Consider the following 16,216-nt stretch of genomic DNA (forward strand, 5'->3'; position numbering starts at 1 on the left):
TCGCTCGGAATGGGCCGTTAGCGACTGCTTGCAGGTCGCTCGGAATGGGCCGTTAGCGACTGCTTGCAGGTCGCTCGAAATGGTCGGCCATCAGGGCACATGTCCGGACACCGGATTGTCACCCCGTTCGCCGGGGTAACAATCCCGCCGAGCGATGCACTCTTGATTAGGGGTACATCGCTGCACCGGTGTCGATGGATGTCGAGGAGGGCAATGAGTACGTCGTTTCGTATCTCGGAATCCGCCAGCCGTCGGTTGGCCGAACGCGCCGCTCGTGAGGGAACCAGTTCCACCGCACTACTCAACCGCCTGATCCGGGAGGGTTTCGATCAACTCGACCATCCCGGAATCGTTTTCCGCGGGCCCATCTCCGACCGCCGCGCGGCATTGGCCGCGGGACCGGAGGTGTGGGAAGTCGTTGCGCGCCTACAGGAACTGGACGGTCCGGAGGAACGCCGTATCGCTGTCCTGAGCCAGCAATCGGATCTGCACTCCCGCAGAATCAAGATCGCCATCGCCTACGCGCGGGCGCACGGCCCGGAGATCATCGAGCGCATCGACCGCAATCGTGAAGCAGCCGAAGCGATCCACGGTTCGTACTCCGTGCGCCCCTGACTCATAGCCTATCGGCATCATAGCGGGTGGCTGTCGCACACAACTAGTGTGCGGTAGCCACCCGTTCTGCGTCTGTGGGGCGTTCGTGTCGCAGCGGAAAGGCTTGCGATGCAATAGGGTTGCGTCGCATGTGGGCGATCGTGGGGCGCTGGGTTGCCGATCGGGACGGCGGCTTCGGGGTCGTGACGACCGAGTCGTGCGAGGAGTTCGTGGTGCGCGATGTGGTGATCGAGTCCGATGCGCCACTGCATACCGGGGATCGCGTGTGGGTCGAATTCGTCGACGGTGGGGATTCCGGCGAGGTCGTGAAACTCGTGAAGGCGCGGTAGTTTCCGGGTTTCTCGGGGGTTGCTGGGGATTGTTGATCGTGATCCACAACACTGGAATAGATTGTGGACAGGGGGATTTCCGCTGCGACAAATCGGGCGTGGCACAGGATGTTTCGGACATTGGTGATTTATTGTGCTGTGAGTATGTGGAAAGCTATGTGAATGACGTCCGTTCGGACAGTAGCGTGTCCTCGCGTTCGCCGGTGTGTTGCTAGCGGTGATCGACGGTGCGGTGTGAGCCGTAGGGGAGTAGATGGGGGGTCCGCGGCCGGGGGGCCGTTACTATCGCTGACATGCCGCTGACGCTTCGTGCCCGGACCCTGCTAGGCGTATCCGCCGCACTGTTGCCGGTGACGGGCGCGGCCGGGCTGTCCATGCCCGCCGCCACGGCCGCGCCGATCGTGCAGGTGGCCGGCAATGCCAGCGGCACCGAGGGGCTGGAGCCGGGGCTCGCCGCGGCGTACACGCGGGCGGAGAACCAGGCACATGCCGAAGGGGTCGGACTGTACATAAACTCCGGCTACCGCACGCTCGCCGAGCAGCAGGCGCTGTGGGACGACGGGGTGGAGACCTACGGCAGTCCCGAGGAGGCGCGACGGTGGGTGCTGCCGCCCAACGAGTCGACCCATGTGCAGGGCCGGGCGATCGATGTGGGACCGCAGGCCGGGGCGCAGTGGCTGGAGGCGAATGGGAATCGCTGGGGCCTGTGCCGGATCTATCAGAACGAATGGTGGCATTTCGAACTCGCCACCGCCCCTGGCGGAGCCTGCCCGGCGTTGCGCGCGGACGCGAGCGATGGCGGTACCGCCCCGGCTCCGTCGTCGCCGATCCAGCCCGTCCTCCCGGGATTGCCGTCCATCCCGCTCCCGCCGTGGTCGAGCGGCTCCTTCGGGCTGTAGTCAGCCGACCGGTACGGGCACCGCGACTCTGCGTTTCCCTCGGCCGCCCGGATCAGCACCGCCGCGCTGATCGTGCTCAACGCGCAGACGGCGACGATATAGCAGGTCACCGCTGCCGAGGTCGAGCCCGCGGTCCACAGTGCGGTTGCGATGAGCGGGGCGAGGCCGCCGCCGAGAACGACCGAGATCTGCACGATCAGCGAGGTGCCGGAGTAACGCACCGATGGCGGGAAGAGTTCGGCGATGATGATGCCGCCGACGCTGTGGCCGATCGGCAGTGTCACGCCCATGCCGAGCAGCGCGAGAAAGACGACGGCCTTGTTGCCGGTGTTCAGCAGCGGGAAGTACACCGCACACCACACCGTCAGCGCGGCGGTACCCGCGAGGAATATCCGGCGCGTGCCGTAGCGGTCGGCGAGCGAGCCCCAGAAGGGCATTGCGGCACACCAGAAAACGGCGGAAACGATGACGCCGAGCAGGAGGAAGTCTCGGCTGAACCCGAGCGCCTTGGTGCCGTAGGTCAACGTGAACACCATGAAGATATAGACGACGGCCGAGGTCGCGATGGCGGCCAACAGAATCAGCAGCAGCCGCACCGGTCCTACCCGAAGTGCGTCGCGAAGCGGGAATGCCACTACTCCGCCGCGTTGGACGAGTTCGGCATAGTCCGCGGATTCGGCGATCCCGAGTCGCACCCAGAGCCCGACGATGACGAGAATCGCGCTGAGTAGGAACGGAATTCGCCAACCCCAGCTCACGAAGGCCGCATCCGGCAGCAACGCGCTGGTGCCGAGGAAGATGCCATTCGCCAGGATCAGCCCGGCCGGTGTGCCCATCTGCGGAAAGCTGGCATACCGGTTGAGTCGTCCCGGTGGCGCATGCTCCATCGACAGCACCACCGCGCCCGCACCTTCACCGCCGAGTCCGACGCCCTGCAGCAGTCGCAGCGCGACGAGCAGTACGGGAGCCCAGAATCCGATGCTCTCGTAGCTCGGGATCACCCCGATGAGCATGGTGCTCACACCCATCAGAAACAGCGAGACGACGAGGGTGGTCTTGCGACCGATCCGATCACCGAAGTGGCCGAAGAGCAGACCGCCGATCGGTCGTGCACCGAAGCCGACCGCGAAAGTGCTGAACGACGCCAGCGTTCCGGCGGCGGGGCTCAGCGTTGGGAAGAATTGTTTACTGAAGATCAGCGCGGATGCCGTGCCGTAGAGCATGAAGTCGTACCACTCGAGGGTGGTGCCGACCAGCGTGGCGATCGCGACCTTGTGGTGGGGCGGGGTGGAGCTCGAAGACACTACTATCCATTCGAATTCAGCCGACCGGCGCCGGGCTGCCCGGCATATTGTCCAGTGCCAGCCCGCCCTCGATCGAGTTCGGGACGCGGCGGCGGTTGGGGGAGCCGAGCGCGGCGGTGAGATCGGTCCCATCGTGTTCGGCGAGCAGATCGCCGCTGTCCCACACCAGCAGCGTCGCGCTGACAGTGTTCTCGGCGGCCGAATGCGCGAGATCGTAATGCGCGCAGCCGGGGACGTGCGGGTAGGTGATCCACAGGTCGTAGCCGGTCATGAACAGGTCGAGGTCGAATTGCACACTCAGGCCGAGCAATTCGCTGCGGCCGTTGTCGTCGACACCGGCGAACGCCTCGTCCAGCGCGAGCAGCCGCGGCGCCTGCGGATCGGCCGAGTCGAGCATGACGTGCGCGGCGGCGAACAGCGGCAGATGCAGCGAGACCGACTGTTCACCGCCGGAGAGCGCACTGTGCCTGGCCACCGTCAGCTTGTCCTCGCTGCCGTCGGCGGAGATGAGAGTGAAGGAGAACACCCGCCAGGTCCGGTAGTCCAGTGTCGCGCCCAGGATTTCGGGGTAGGAACGCTCCGGATGCGCGGCACGCGCGGCCCGGATCTCGGCGGCGAAGTGCGCGCGGATGGCCGCCAGATCATCGGCGACGAGCGAGGATGCGTCGCGATCCAACAGCTTGCACATGGCCCGGGCCGCATCCGAGAGTGAATCGGACAGCACCCAGTGCACGCCGATGGTATTGCCCGAGGACATGCGGCGCTGCTTCATTTCCGCACCCATGCGGGCGATGAGATCGCGCGCATCGCTGGTGCGCTCATAGATCTGCTGCGCCAGGCCGGTGAGCAGTGCGTCCTCGAGGATCCGGCGTTCGGCGTCGGTGAGCAGCAATTCCTGATCGCGGCGGGCGGCATCGATGCGGGTGGCGAAATCCGCGAGGGCCGACAGCCCGTTGTCGTCCTGTACCTGAACGACTGTGAGGCCGTCCGCGGCATCCCATTGCAGCCGGTAGTCGCGGCCGGAGGCGGCGAGCGCGGCGTCGAATTCCTGGAGTGCGGAGGTCACCGCACTGCGCGTGGATTTGCGGGCCGCCTCACCCGCCCGCACGGAAGACGTTGCGGCGGTCAGGTTGACGAAGAGTTCGGCTACCTCGTCCGGCAGCACCTGGGGTTCGACCTGCGGCCCGGCCGCCGAAATGCGGTAGAGCAGTTGTTCGGGCGTCGACCAGGCGGCGTCGCTGCTCGGCCAGCGGCTGTCGGCGGGTGCGCCGAGCAGGGTGAGCAGATCCGGCTGGGCATACGGCGCAAGGGCTTTCACATCGGCCAGGACCTCGGTGAGCGCCGTACCGAGCGACTCGTGCGCGGTGCGGTAGGCCGCCTCTGCATCACCGACCGCCTCGATCGCCTCATTTGCGGCCTTGCGAGCGGCCTTCTGCTCGGCCCGAGTCGCCTCGATCCTCGCGCGCGCCTGTTCGAGTTCGCGATCGATATCGGCGGCGCCCGCGCCGAGTGCCTCGCGCAGGGTTTCGAGTTTGCGCAGCTGCTCCTGGTAGCCCGCGTTGGCGGCCTCGGCCTCTTCGGCGAAGGCCTCGGCCAGATCGCGGGCCTCGTCGAAGCGGTCCGAACCCTCGCGTTCGCGTTCGCGTTCCCGTTCGTGGTCGGCGCGTAGGCGCAACAGGCCCATTCCGGTGTTCTCGAAGTGCCGGATGGCGGCGGCGAGGGCATCGATCTCGCGGGCATCGCGCGGTGTGCGGTGCGCCTGGGCGACTGCGCGCAGCTTCTTCTCGACGGCCGATGCCTCGGCGACCGCTTGGTCGAGGTCGCGTTCGGCCTGTGCGACGGCCTCGGAGCGCGAGCGCATCATGCCGGCGGCTTCCGAAACCGAGCGCAGGGCGGCGGTGACGGCCGAGGGACGCGGTAATGCCTTGGCGGCGGCGGAGATTCGCGCCGATTCGGCGCTCGCTGCCGACTCGGCGGCCTGAGCCTGCTGCTGTGTCTGCTCGGTGGACTCGATCGCGGCGGCCAACTCGGCGAGCCGGATTTCCCGGCGCTTCGCGCGGGCGGTCGCGCCGATGAATTCAGCATCGGGTTTGTGGTGGCGGCCCACCTGAACGCCCTGGCCGAAACCGCCGGTGATGCTCACGCCGACTTCGGTGCCGAGGTCGGAGTCCTTGTCGTACAGGGCGATGGAGGCCAGCACGCCTGCGATGACCTGTTTCGGCACCGTGAGGTCGGCCGAATCATCCTCCACGACAAGGACATCGGCCAGCGTGCGCCCGGACGGCCGCGCCGAGGCAGGCAATGGAACCAGGAACTGGTCGGAGGTGTACTCCGGCCGTTCGGATTCCGCGCAGACCCAACCGTCGAGCAGGTCCGCGGCGTGCAGAGCGGCCTCGATGCCTGCGGCCTGCGCTGGTGTCACGGAATCAGCGAAACGGACCAGCCGCCACAGTGGCGCCCCCGGACGGCCTTGCGCATTCCGCGCACGAGCGGCCGAAACCGGCGGGGCCTCGTCACGCTGGGCCGCGACCTCATCGCGTTCGGCGTCGAGTTCGACCAGCCGGTCACCGGCCAGCGCGGCGGCGGCGCGCGCTTCCTGACGGCGGGTGCGGATGTCATCGAGCAGCGGTTCGGCGCGTTCGGCCAAAACCTCGGCGACACCGGCCGCCTCATCGGAGCCCGCAGCGGCCAGTGCGGTGTCGAGCGCTTCGAACAGGCCTTTCTGAATGGGGGAGTACACCTCTCGATGCGCATCCCACCAGGTGCGCAGTGCACCAGCGGCTTCGGTGCGCGCCAGCACAACGGCCGCCTCGGCGGCCGAGACCTCGGCGGCGGCCGATTCGCGCAGCGCCCGAGCCCGTTCGGCGAGCTGTTCGGCCCGATTCCGTTCGGCCGTAGCGGAATCCATCAGACCGAGCGCCTTGCGCACCGCGCGCACGTCGGCGTCGCGTTCCTCGGCATGTCCACGAACCGCGGCGGTCAGCTGATCGCCACGGGCCTGGTCGGCCGCTCCGGCCCAGGTGATGCCCGCCTCTTCGGCGGCGGCACGCAATTCGTCCTCGCCGCGGGCCAGCGCGGCGGCCGCATTCTGTACCGCCGCCTTGGCGCGTTCGGCCTCCTGACCGCGCTGATCGAGGGTTTGCCGGGCCTTGAGCGCCTTATCCTTGTGTACACCCGCCGAGGTCTCCAGGCGGCGCACCGCGTCGGCGAGATCGTCGAGTTGCTGTTTGCCCTCGTAGGCGCTGGAGCGCTGTAGGGTTTCCCGGTCGGAGAGTGCCTGCTCGTAGGCGCGGTCGGCATCCTCGGCGCGCGCCTCTGCGGCGGTCCGTTCGCCCTCGCGACGTTCGCGCAGTGCGGTGGCGGCGAACAGTGCAGTGCTGGCGTGGGTCACCGCATCGAGTCGGGTCCGTACCTGATCGACATCGGTTTTCGCCTGTACCGCAAGGTATTTACGGTACACATCGACGAACGACCTGGTGGCGGTATCGGCGTGAACCAGCCCCTCCAGGGTGCGCCCGACCTCCTCCATATCGCTGAACGAACGCGCCGCGTCCAGGATCAGCTGCTCGTCGAGCGGGCGCAGACCATCGGTCAGCGCCTGCGAAAGTCCGCGCGGATCAAGGTTTTTCGCGAGCTGTGGACGGCGCAGCGTGAGGATGAGATTGATCAGCTGGTCGTAGCGCTGGGTGCCCAGACCGAACATACGTGCGTCGATCGCATTGCGGTACTCGACCGGTCGATCGACGATGGCATCGGTGCCGATCTGCTCGGCCAACTGCTTGCGGGTCAGCGGCCGATCGTCGGGCCCGATGAGCGAAAAGTCGACGCCGGCACGGCCGTCGGCGACAAAGTACCAGCGGGTCACCTTGTCGGAGGACCGGGTGGCGCGCATACCGATGCCGATGGTGACGACCTCGGGATCGTCCCATTTACCGCGCGCGAACTCCATCCACACATACGAATACGCGGATTCCTGCTTGCGGTACAACAGGTTCGACTTCATGGTGCGCTCCTCACCCGCGAACGGATTGAGCCTGCGCGGTTCGATCCGGCCGTCGAGCACGAATGGGAACAGCACCTCGAGCGCCTTGGTCTTACCGGACCCGTTGGGTCCTCGCAATACCAGCCTGCCGTCGGCGAAGCAGTATTCCTGGTCGCGGTAATCCCACAGGTTGATGATGCCGGCGCGGGTCGGGACGAACCGCACTCCGCCATGGATGAGCGACATGGTTAAATCCCTTCCGTACCAACGCTGTCGGCCCCGAGCGTGTCCGAGGCGGTGACGAACAATTCGGCGGCCCGCTTGGTGCGGACGGTGACGACCGCACCGCGGTAGCGAGCCAGTGCGGGCAGAATTATCAGACCGTCCTCGACCACCTGGACCAGCCGCAGCCGCTCCAGCAGGGCGGTAACCTCCCGGGCCAGCCCGGGCACATTCGCCTGCCACTGCGCGGCGAAGGTGACACCGTAGCGGTCGGTCAGCGCCTGCACGGTCTCGCCCACCCAGCTCGCTTCGACGAACGGGTACGTCGCGCGCACATACGCCATCGCCTTCGCATCGCGATCCGAAACCTCTTCCACCAATTCGGGATCGGTCGATGGGAGATCGGCGAGCGGCACGAATACGGTGGACTCCGGGATGGCGCCGTCGAGCTGCTCGGCAAGGGCGACGGCGGGATCGGGCGCGCCGGGACGCACCGGTACCGGATTGTCGATATCGAGGACACGGTCGGCGATCTCACCGACCAGTAGCAGCGCCACCTGCGCCAGTGTGCCGGTGCCCGGAAAACGGACATCGGAGAGACGCCCGGAGACATCGATCAACGCGACGCCTTCCGCGCGTCGTTCGGCCCGCAGCCCCGTGAACTGTTCGACATCCGCGACGACCCGATCCTGCAGCAACAGCGGTCGTTCGTCGTAGGCCAGATCCTCGGCGTACACCACCGGACGCTCCACGAGACTGCGCCGCACCCGCCGCGCCGCATCGGCGGCCTGCGCATTCGCGGCCGGACTGTGCGCGAGCGCATCCTCGGTCAGCAGACCACGGACACTGTGCAGATGCTGCAGTGCGCGCGGCGGTCGGAACAGCGCGAAAACGACCGGCCGGTCGATGTCGTAGAGAGCCTCACCCGCCTCCGGATCGGCGGCCCAGCCACCCGCATCGCCGTCGGCCAGGGTGAGTGCACCTCGATGTGCGAGCCAGCCGACGGCATCGACGAAGGCATCGCGATCGGCGGCGCGGTCGGGTGACAGTTCGAGGCCGTCGACCCGACTGGTGTAGGCGGCGACCTGATCGGCCAACTCCGACAATGTGATCTGATCGCCGGCCCGGCCGAGCGCTGCCAGTGCCAAGGCCAGATAGGCGTAGCGGCGGCGGTCGAAGACGCGTTCGGTGACGGAGCGGGCCGGTTTGCCCGAATCGAGTCGATCGATGACCGGGAAGACCCGGGCCGTCGTTTCGGTGACCTCGAGCCGGTAGCCGAACAATTCGGCCAGATCCTCGCGGAGTTCGGTGGCCCAGCGCCGGATCAGCGGCAGTGCGATCCGGTCCGGATAGGTCCGGGTGACCAGGTGGTTGGCCAGGATTACGCGGGCGGCGCGTTGATAGTTGTCGAGTGCGAGCGAATCGATGCGGCGGGCGTTGATCATGCGCGCCGCCCGCGGGTCGACTGCTTCACCTCGAGGCGGCGGTTGTTCAAATGCAGTAGCCCGCGTGCGGTGCGGATCACCGTCGAACCCGGATGTTCGGAGACGGTGAGGGTGACACCGCTATCCGAGCCGGTGGTGCCCTCGACGCGGCCGCTCACCGGAACCCAGGCGGTGGACGCGGCGTCGAGCAGGCGCAGCAGCACCTCGGTCTCCCGTTCGTCGAGGACGCGTTCGTGCACCGAGGCGGCGGCCAGGGATTTGGCGGCCTCGGCGCGGGCGCGCTGCGCGTCGAGCTGCGCCTCGCGGAGTCGGCGAATTCCCGCGTCATTGCGTTGAATTCGGGCGGGGGCTCCGGCCTGCGGCGGCCTGCCCGTTTCGGCGAGGGTGCGCGAGATCTCCAATGGCGGTGCTTCCCACCAGGAGCGGATCGCCGGAATCAGGTCCGCATCCGGATGTTCCAGCGAAATGTGACGTGGCCTGCCGAGACCGAAGACGGCATCGAAAAGTGCATGCGCGCTGTCGGCGGTCGGTGCGGCGGTGAACCAGCCCGCGAGGTGCCGAAGCGCCGATTCGCGACTCACCCCGCCCTTACGTGAATCGGTGACCCGCCGCAGCAGCGACAGCACAGCGGCAATGGCGCTCATGGTCGCCTCCCGCAGCCGATCCGCCTCGGTGCCCGACGATTCGCCGGGAATATCGGAGGCCGTCGCGACGAACCAGGTCCGAAGCCCCTGCCAGCGCGCCCGCCAATCCGCTTGCCGCTCGACCGAACTCAGCAGCACCTGTTCGTCACAGCGCGCCGCCCGCTCGATGAGTTCCTCGACGCCGGTCTGCTCGATCTCACCGATTGCGGCGGCCAGGCGCGGCGCGAAACGAGCCAGATCCATGCTGAATTCGCGCATATGCGCGAGCAGCGCGTCCTTGTGCGCCAGGAACGACTCCGGGGTGATCTCGGTGGTGCGCACCATATCGCCGAGCGAGAGGTAGAAATGCGCGGCCCGCGCCGCCATATCCGAGAGTGCGGCGTCCAGACGGCGCAGCGTCCGGTACACACGCTCCGCATCGCCGGCCTTATTCGCCTCGGCGAGGGTATTGAGATCCGCGAGCAGTTCGGGCAGGACCAGTCGCGACAGCGCCGCCTCGTCCAGCCGCGCCTCGAGCACACTCGCGACCGCCCGATATGCCTTGAATCCGGCCTGTGTCAGCTGATAGACGTAGTGCCGATTCCGATATTCCGCGAGCGTCGCGGCGCGCGTGCCGTCATAGCTGCGCTCGACCACACCCCACTGATGCAGCTGATCCAACAGCGGCCCGATCTCCGCGCCGGTCAGCTGCGGTGCATCGGGCGCACTGCGTTCGATCCAGGTCGCGACATCGTCGGCGTGCAGCAACACCACATACGCCGCCCGCGCATTGTCGAACGCCCGCAGCACCCACAGATACTCCGCCCGCTTCTCGGCCGTGGCGAAGGAGAACAGCCGCAACCGCTCATCCCATAGCGCGGGCGCGGCATACGGCAGGCCGTCAACGGAGTCGGTCACCGGGAACAGGGTAGTAGCGGGTCGGTCGCGGGTGTCGAGACCGACCCCCATTCGGCGTGGCCGCGTCCGGTTTGCACCTGTTCGCCATGACTCACAGGTCGAATCGGGCTCGCAGCCCGATCTTGACCTGTTCGAGCATCTCCGAGGTGAGCTCGCCGACCTGCTCGGTGAGACTGTCCTTCGACACGATGGCGATGTCGTACAGCGCGATCACCTGCGAACTCGCCGGCATTGCGACGGTGAGCAATTGATGGCGTGACGGAACTTCGCGAGCCTCGCGCACCGGCGCGGCGACCAACATCGGCCGCTGCCGAATCACCACATCGGAATCCACGATCACCACCGTCGCGCGGCGTCCGGAGATCCGGCTGACGAGATTCCAAATCTGGCCTTGGTGCGTGGGTTCAGCTGGCACGGCCGAACAATACTTGTTCGGCGGTCTGCTCGGCGTCCTTCACCCATTCGGTCCCGGTGCTGTCCGGCAGTGCCCTGAGTTCATCCTCGAGCAACTGCCTGCGCACGGCCTTGGAGATGTAGTCGCTCAACTTATCGTCGGAGGCCGCACGGAGACGGGCCGCGAGATCGTCGTCCATCGAGATATTCAGGCGCACCGTCATACAGCAGACTTTACAGCGGACACCGCACATAGTGGTACGGCGATGGGCACTACCTGCGGAATTACGTCGGCGGCAGGAGGCGCCGGAGGAATGTCTTCCCCTGTTCGAGCAGGGCGTCGATGCGGGTCGACCCGAGTGGGTTCGCCTCGACGATGTCGACCACGCGCCCCAGGTTGGTCAAGGCGAATTCCATATCGCGCAGGGCGCGGGGGCTGGCCGGATCGGTTTCGAGGATGTCCTGGGCGATCGCGAGGGCCTCGCGGTAGACCTCGACGGCGGTGTCGTAGTCGTGTTCGCGTTCGGCGGCATCACCGATCGCCCAGAGGATCAGACCGACATCGCGGTGCAACTGCAGATTCTCGGGGTCGGCGGTGGCCAAGCGGCGGGCGATCGTGAGTGCCTCGGTGTTGTGGCGAAAGGCGAGAGTGAAGGCGCCGGTCGCGGCGGCGACCCTGGCGAGTTGGTGGTGCGAGATGCTCAGGTCGCGCTGCTTTTCGGTATTGGTTGGGTCGGCCGCCGCGAGTTGTTTTGCGAGGGTGAGGGATTGGGTGTAGTGGTGGTCGGCGGCCAGATAATCGCCGGTGCGGACGGCCAAGTCGCCGAGTTTGTCATGGGAGATGCTGAGGTCGCGCTGATTTCGGGCATTTCCCGGGTCGGTGTCGGCGAATCCGCGGTGGATGGCGAGGGCTTGGGTGTAGTGGGTCGAGGCCGTGGTGAATTCGCCGAGTTGCAGTGCCACATCGCCGGATCGGTTGAGTGCGATGGCGAGATCGCGTCGATATTCGGCATTGCCGGGATCCTTCTCGGCGAGTTCGCGGTGGATGGCGAGGGATTCGGTGAAGAAGGTGAACGCATCCTCGGGAGTTTCATATAGCAATGAGGTGTCGCCGATCTGCTGCATGGCAATGGCGACATCGCGGGTGATCTCGGTATCGCCCGGATCGGCAAGCGAGAGTTCGGCACTGATGCGCAGCTTTTCGAAGTAATGCCTGCTCGCGGTCTCGCCGTGCCCCGCGCGCATGGCGAGGTCACCGAGTTTGCCGTGCGCGATGGCCAGGCCACGCCGGGATTCGACGGCGTCGGGGCCGGATTCGATGAGACCACCGTGCAGCGTGAGCGATTCGGTGTAGAGGTAATGTGCCCCGTCGAGATCGGCGGTCAGCACCGCCAGGTCGCCGAGTCGGGTGCAGGCATTGGCGAGGTCGCGGCGCAGGTCCACGCGGGCGGGGTCGTTATCGGCGAGGGAGCGTCGAATGGCCAGTGCCTCGGTGTGGTGGGCGAGGGCGGCCGTGAGATCGCCGGTGCGTACGGCGATATCGCCGAGGCTCTCCAGCGCGCGGCTGAGCACCTGTTGCATATCGACGTTGTGCGGGTCGGTATTCGTGAGATGCCGCGCGGTGCGCAGGGATCGGCTGTAGTGCTCGCGCGCCGTGCCGAGATTTCCGGCCAGCATCGCGAGTTCACCGAGGGTGTCCAGGCCGATGACCAGCGCGCGTCGGGCATCGGCACTGCCCGAGGCCGATTGGACCCGGGCCCGCAGCACCTCGACCAGCGCACACTGGCGATCGGTTGCGGCACCGAGGTTCCCGGTCCGGCGCAGTGCGCGCACCTCGCGCTCGCCGAGCTCGAGATAGCCGGGAGTTTCGGTCGGCAGTGTGGGCATGATCTCGCCGAGCAGGGCGGCGACCTGCAATTGGTCCAGCTCGCGGCAGAAGGGGATGGCGAGTTCGGTGAGTTCCGCGTACCGACCCGCGGCGAGGAGATGTCCGCACGCCTCGCTGTAGTCGTCGAAGTCCCGGAAACCAGCCGAGATTCGGGCCATCCGCATCCCGTGGGCGCGGTTGTGACGGCGAATACGGTCAGTGCCCTGGTGGGCATCGAGGGCTTGGGCGACCCACGGGTGCACGAGATATCGGTCGTCATCGGTGGTCAACAGCGTCAGCCTGAGCAATGTATCGATGGCCGCCATCACTTCGCGGCGCTGGTCTCGCGTCGCGTCGGCACCGAAGCGGGCATGGGAGATATCCAGATCGCGCAGCGGCGTCCGTGAGAGCGAAATCTGTAGCAGCAGTTCGCGTTCGGATGCATCGAGCAGGTCGAGCAGTGCGTCGACGAGGATGTCGCGGGTGCCGAGCACCACCGCGGTATCGAGGCTTTCGGACAGCGTGCGGTCCTGGCCGAGATCGACGGCGTGTTCGTCGGCCAACCGGCGCAGCCGTTCACCGACCGGCCGCAAGGTGCCGTCGCCACCACGCAATAGCGCGTCGACGAATTCGATGAGCCGTGGGTGTCCACCGATCGTCCGCGCGACCAGCCGCTGCTCGTCCACGCGTAAACCGCTGATCTGGGGCAGCCGCAGGAACATTCGTTTCAACTCCGCGGGGCTCAGCGGAGTCAGGCCGACCTCGGTGAGACCGCCGGGAACCGGATAGCGACAAGTGAGGAGTAGTCGGCCTGTTCCGGCAACCCGGCACAACTGCGAAAACTGTTCGGCGAAACCGGGGTCCAGGAATTCGGCACCGCCCGGTCGGGTCAGATTCTGTTCGAAATCATCGAACAGCAACAACACCTGGCTCCCCGCCAACAACCGGTGGACGTGCTTCAGCGCCTGCTCCCCGCTCTCGCGGGCAAGCGCATCGGACACCGTGCGCAATGCCGGGTCGTCCTCGATCGCCGTGCGGACCGCGTCGCACAATGCGGACGGATTCCATTGCCCCACATGTTCGGCGATATGCCAGCCGCGCTCGCGCATGCGCGCGGCCACGCGACCGGCCACCGCCGTCTTCCCGAGCCCGCCCATGCCGGTGATCACCACACCCGGTCGCCCACGCGACGAATCGAGCCTCTGGACGATATCGCGCACCGGCCCACGACGACCGATCAGATATCCGACCGGCAACTCACGCACCGTTGCACCGCTCGGCGCTTGCGTCCGGCGCCCGAGCGGCCGCGGTGGCGCCGTCGCATGCCAGAGCGGCCGGTCCGCGACGCCGGTGAGCAGCGTCGGCACGAACCATTCGGGCGGAACCGATGCGCCATCGGCGAGTCGTTCCTGCTCGAGGGCCCGGCGCGCCTGCCCCAATGCGAAGGCGACCGACCCGGCCGGATGCGCGGACAGCATGGCGTAGAACGATTTCGCCAACAGCGTGGCATACCGGTCCGACACCCGCGTCTGCATGACCAGCACCCGCTCGACACCCCCGCTGATCAGTGTGCGCGCCAACCCGGCAGGCCCACCGTCGACACCGCCGCAACTCGACAACACCACCAGCGGCAGCGCCCGCTCCGAAGCACGCAGCGCGGCAATGAGATCCGCGGCCTGGACCACATCCGGATCGCCGTCCTCATCCTCCAATTCCAGAATCGTCGCCGACCCGTGCGCACTCAGATGCAGAACGTGGAACTCCTCGGCCCGCAGTGCCGCGGTGATCTGTTGCAGCGAAGCGACTTCCAGAATGCGCACGCCGCCCCCGTCCGCGGTCGGCACCTGTGTGACCGCGTCGAGGATCGCCTGCATCTCGGCTTCCACATCCAATGCCACATTGGCCGTGCGTGTCTCGGTCGGCGCGGCGACCGCGGCGAGGACTTTCAACGGCCCCGGTGCCGGCACCGGGGTGGGCTGCCCGTTACCCGAATACCTGCGGGAGATGGTTACGGTCGGCCGCAGAGCCAGGGGCATATCGTCGGCGAGTACCAGCATCTCGTAGGGGAGCAGCATCGTCTCGTCGTCCACATCGAAGACGACCTCGGTATCGGAGCCGTCGACGAGTCGCGTCAGCTGCCGGGTCGTGTGTGGCTCGAACAGTGCGTCACGCAGTGCGGTACCGATCTGAACGGCGGCTCGACGCACCGTTTCCGGTTGGCCGCCCACCACGTCCCACGCGCACGCCACCAGATCAGGCAGTGGCGCTACCCGTTCACCGATGGGCGCACCCGCCTCGAACACTGTGGTGCGTAGCGATTCGTTCGCATCGCGACGCACAATGACGCGAACCCTATTCATCGCCCACCCCTTACCGCTGGCGATGAGTCAAACCTACGCCGAAATGATCACTCGCAGGACAAGGTCCGCAACTGATCCAGATACACTCGGGTGCGCGGATCGCCCGGAAAGCGCTCGATGAATTCGCGCGCCGCCTCGCCCGCGATCCACATCAGCGATGGCAGCGACCGGCGCTTGCCCGCGAAGGCCCGCATACCCTCGTCCAGTGCGAGCTCCAGATCGCGGTTGCGCACCGCGACCACCGCGAGGGTCAGATGTGCCTCCGACACCCGCATCGGATTGCGTATCGTGCCGTCGGCCCGGGTCGAGTGGCGGATGACCTCGCGCGCATAGGATTCCGCGAGCGGATCCTCACCCGCGACCCGGCAACAGTCCATGGCGTAGAAGTCGAACTTCTGCGGATCGACCACGAAATGGTTGTCCAGATTGGTCGGATGGTCGAGTCGCTCGAGAATAGCTCGCCCCCGGTTCAGCGATGCCTCCACCTCGCGCCGATCACCCAGGCGGGCCCAGGCCTTCGCACGTTGTGCGCATAACTGGACACCGGCGCCCAGTTTGCCGCTGGTTGTCAATGCCGGGTCGACCGCCTCGATCGCACCCCGATAGTTGCCCTGGGTCAACGCGAACCAGGCCGCCATTTCCGCACTCCAGCCGGTGATCTCGGCATGCTCGGCTTCCTGGCCGAGCGAATAGGCCGCGCGGCGAGTGGCTTCCGCGGTGGTGCGCCGACCGAGGTCGTAGTCCACGCAACCGACCAGCAGAGCAACCCAACCCGCCAGTACGAGAATTTCGCGATGCTGTGCCAGGGTCAGTCGGCCGTCCAGCAGCGAGGTGATGCGGCGCAACCAGGATGTGCCCTCGGTATGCAGATCGTGCGGATCGGCGAATGGATATTCACAGCACAGCCGCTCCGCAGTGATGCGGATGGCATCGAGTGTGGCCGTGGAGACATCGGACATCCGTAGCCTGCCAATGAATTCGAGGGTGTCCATCCCGGTTGCCGAGAGCAGCTCATCGTCGCGATTCGGACGATTTTTCGGGAAGAACGCGGCCGTCACCGTATCGAATGCGGCCGCGATGATAGGGGCATAGAAATCGTCCGGACGCGACTCGCCCGACTCCCAGCGTCGCCAGTTACGCAGCAGGGTACTGTCCGTCGGCAGGTTGTGCGAAGACTTCGCGCGCATCACACGGACGGCGTCGGCTTGTGACCACCCCCGCGCATCGCGTTCGGAGCGCATTCGGACAGCCCAGACGGG

General features: G+C 66.8%; 10 protein-coding genes and 1 pseudogene. 3 read left to right on the forward strand and 8 right to left on the reverse strand.

The genetic code is table 11. The annotated features are described in order from the left end of the window. Nucleotides 1-213 precede the first annotated feature (213 nt). From ACFYOW_RS28445 to ACFYOW_RS28455, 3 genes and pseudogenes are all read left to right on the forward strand, one after another. Nucleotides 214-615 carry a hypothetical protein gene (locus ACFYOW_RS28445; protein WP_387292947.1) on the forward strand — a complete coding sequence of 134 codons (402 nt, stop codon included), beginning with the start codon at nt 214-216 and terminating at the stop codon, nt 613-615. A gap of 128 nt (nt 616-743) precedes the next feature. After that, on the forward strand, nt 744-944 hold the full coding sequence (locus tag ACFYOW_RS28450; protein WP_387292949.1) for a hypothetical protein: 201 nt from the start codon (nt 744-746) through the stop codon (nt 942-944). A gap of 374 nt (nt 945-1,318) precedes the next feature. Further along, nucleotides 1,319-1,636 (forward strand): annotated as a pseudogene (locus tag ACFYOW_RS28455) (D-alanyl-D-alanine carboxypeptidase family protein); the annotation flags it as partial. Between the two features lie 26 nt (nt 1,637-1,662). Here ACFYOW_RS28455 and ACFYOW_RS28460 read toward each other — a convergent pair. From ACFYOW_RS28460 to ACFYOW_RS28495, 8 genes are all read right to left on the reverse strand, one after another. Beyond that, a complete protein-coding gene (locus ACFYOW_RS28460; protein ID WP_387292951.1) occupies nt 1,663-3,147 on the reverse strand; it encodes an MFS transporter in 1,485 nt (494 codons plus the stop codon). A 16-nt stretch (nt 3,148-3,163) separates the two neighbouring features. Next, nucleotides 3,164-7,375 carry a TIGR02680 family protein gene (locus ACFYOW_RS28465; protein WP_387292953.1) on the reverse strand — a complete coding sequence of 1,404 codons (4,212 nt, stop codon included), beginning with the start codon at nt 7,373-7,375 and terminating at the stop codon, nt 3,164-3,166. A gap of 2 nt (nt 7,376-7,377) precedes the next feature. After that, nucleotides 7,378-8,793 carry a TIGR02678 family protein gene (locus tag ACFYOW_RS28470; RefSeq protein WP_387293237.1) on the reverse strand — a complete coding sequence of 472 codons (1,416 nt, stop codon included), beginning with the start codon at nt 8,791-8,793 and terminating at the stop codon, nt 7,378-7,380. Beyond that, nucleotides 8,793-10,280 (reverse strand): TIGR02677 family protein, encoded by a 1,488-nt coding sequence (locus tag ACFYOW_RS28475; protein ID WP_387293239.1) that lies wholly within the window; start codon nt 10,278-10,280, stop codon nt 8,793-8,795. Before ACFYOW_RS28475 ends, ACFYOW_RS28470 begins: the two co-directional genes overlap by 1 nt. 148 nt (nt 10,281-10,428) lie before the next feature. Continuing rightward, complete coding sequence (locus ACFYOW_RS28480; protein WP_387292955.1) at nt 10,429-10,752, reverse strand: type II toxin-antitoxin system PemK/MazF family toxin; 324 nt, start codon at nt 10,750-10,752, stop codon at nt 10,429-10,431. After that, nucleotides 10,742-10,954: a hypothetical protein gene (locus tag ACFYOW_RS28485; RefSeq protein ID WP_040691708.1), complete on the reverse strand. Its 213-nt coding sequence runs from the start codon at nt 10,952-10,954 to the stop codon at nt 10,742-10,744. Before ACFYOW_RS28485 ends, ACFYOW_RS28480 begins: the two co-directional genes overlap by 11 nt. Nucleotides 10,955-11,015: 61 nt before the next feature. Beyond that, nucleotides 11,016-14,957 carry a CHAT domain-containing protein gene (locus ACFYOW_RS28490; RefSeq protein WP_387292957.1) on the reverse strand — a complete coding sequence of 1,314 codons (3,942 nt, stop codon included), beginning with the start codon at nt 14,955-14,957 and terminating at the stop codon, nt 11,016-11,018. A 47-nt stretch (nt 14,958-15,004) separates the two neighbouring features. Further along, entirely contained in the window at nt 15,005-16,198 is a 1,194-nt protein-coding gene (locus tag ACFYOW_RS28495) for an XRE family transcriptional regulator (protein ID WP_387292959.1), read from the reverse strand. Nucleotides 16,199-16,216: the final 18 nt, after the last annotated feature.

It is taken from the genome of Nocardia sp. NPDC006982 (assembly GCF_042869435.1).
Classification (GTDB): Bacteria; Actinomycetota; Actinomycetes; order Mycobacteriales; family Mycobacteriaceae; genus Nocardia.

Excerpts from the sequence above, each read along its gene's own strand:
- ACFYOW_RS28445 (WP_387292947.1), top strand. The coding sequence starts at position 214 with ATGAGTACGTCGTTTCGTATCTCGGAATCCGCCAGCCGTCGGTTGGCC.
- ACFYOW_RS28450 (WP_387292949.1), top strand. The coding sequence starts at position 744 with ATGTGGGCGATCGTGGGGCGCTGGGTTGCCGATCGGGACGGCGGCTTC.
- ACFYOW_RS28465 (WP_387292953.1), bottom strand. The coding sequence starts at position 7,375 with ATGTCGCTCATCCATGGCGGAGTGCGGTTCGTCCCGACCCGCGCCGGC.
- ACFYOW_RS28485 (WP_040691708.1), bottom strand. The coding sequence starts at position 10,954 with ATGACGGTGCGCCTGAATATCTCGATGGACGACGATCTCGCGGCCCGT.
- ACFYOW_RS28490 (WP_387292957.1), bottom strand. The coding sequence starts at position 14,957 with ATGAATAGGGTTCGCGTCATTGTGCGTCGCGATGCGAACGAATCGCTA.
- ACFYOW_RS28495 (WP_387292959.1), bottom strand. The coding sequence starts at position 16,198 with ATGCGCTCCGAACGCGATGCGCGGGGGTGGTCACAAGCCGACGCCGTC.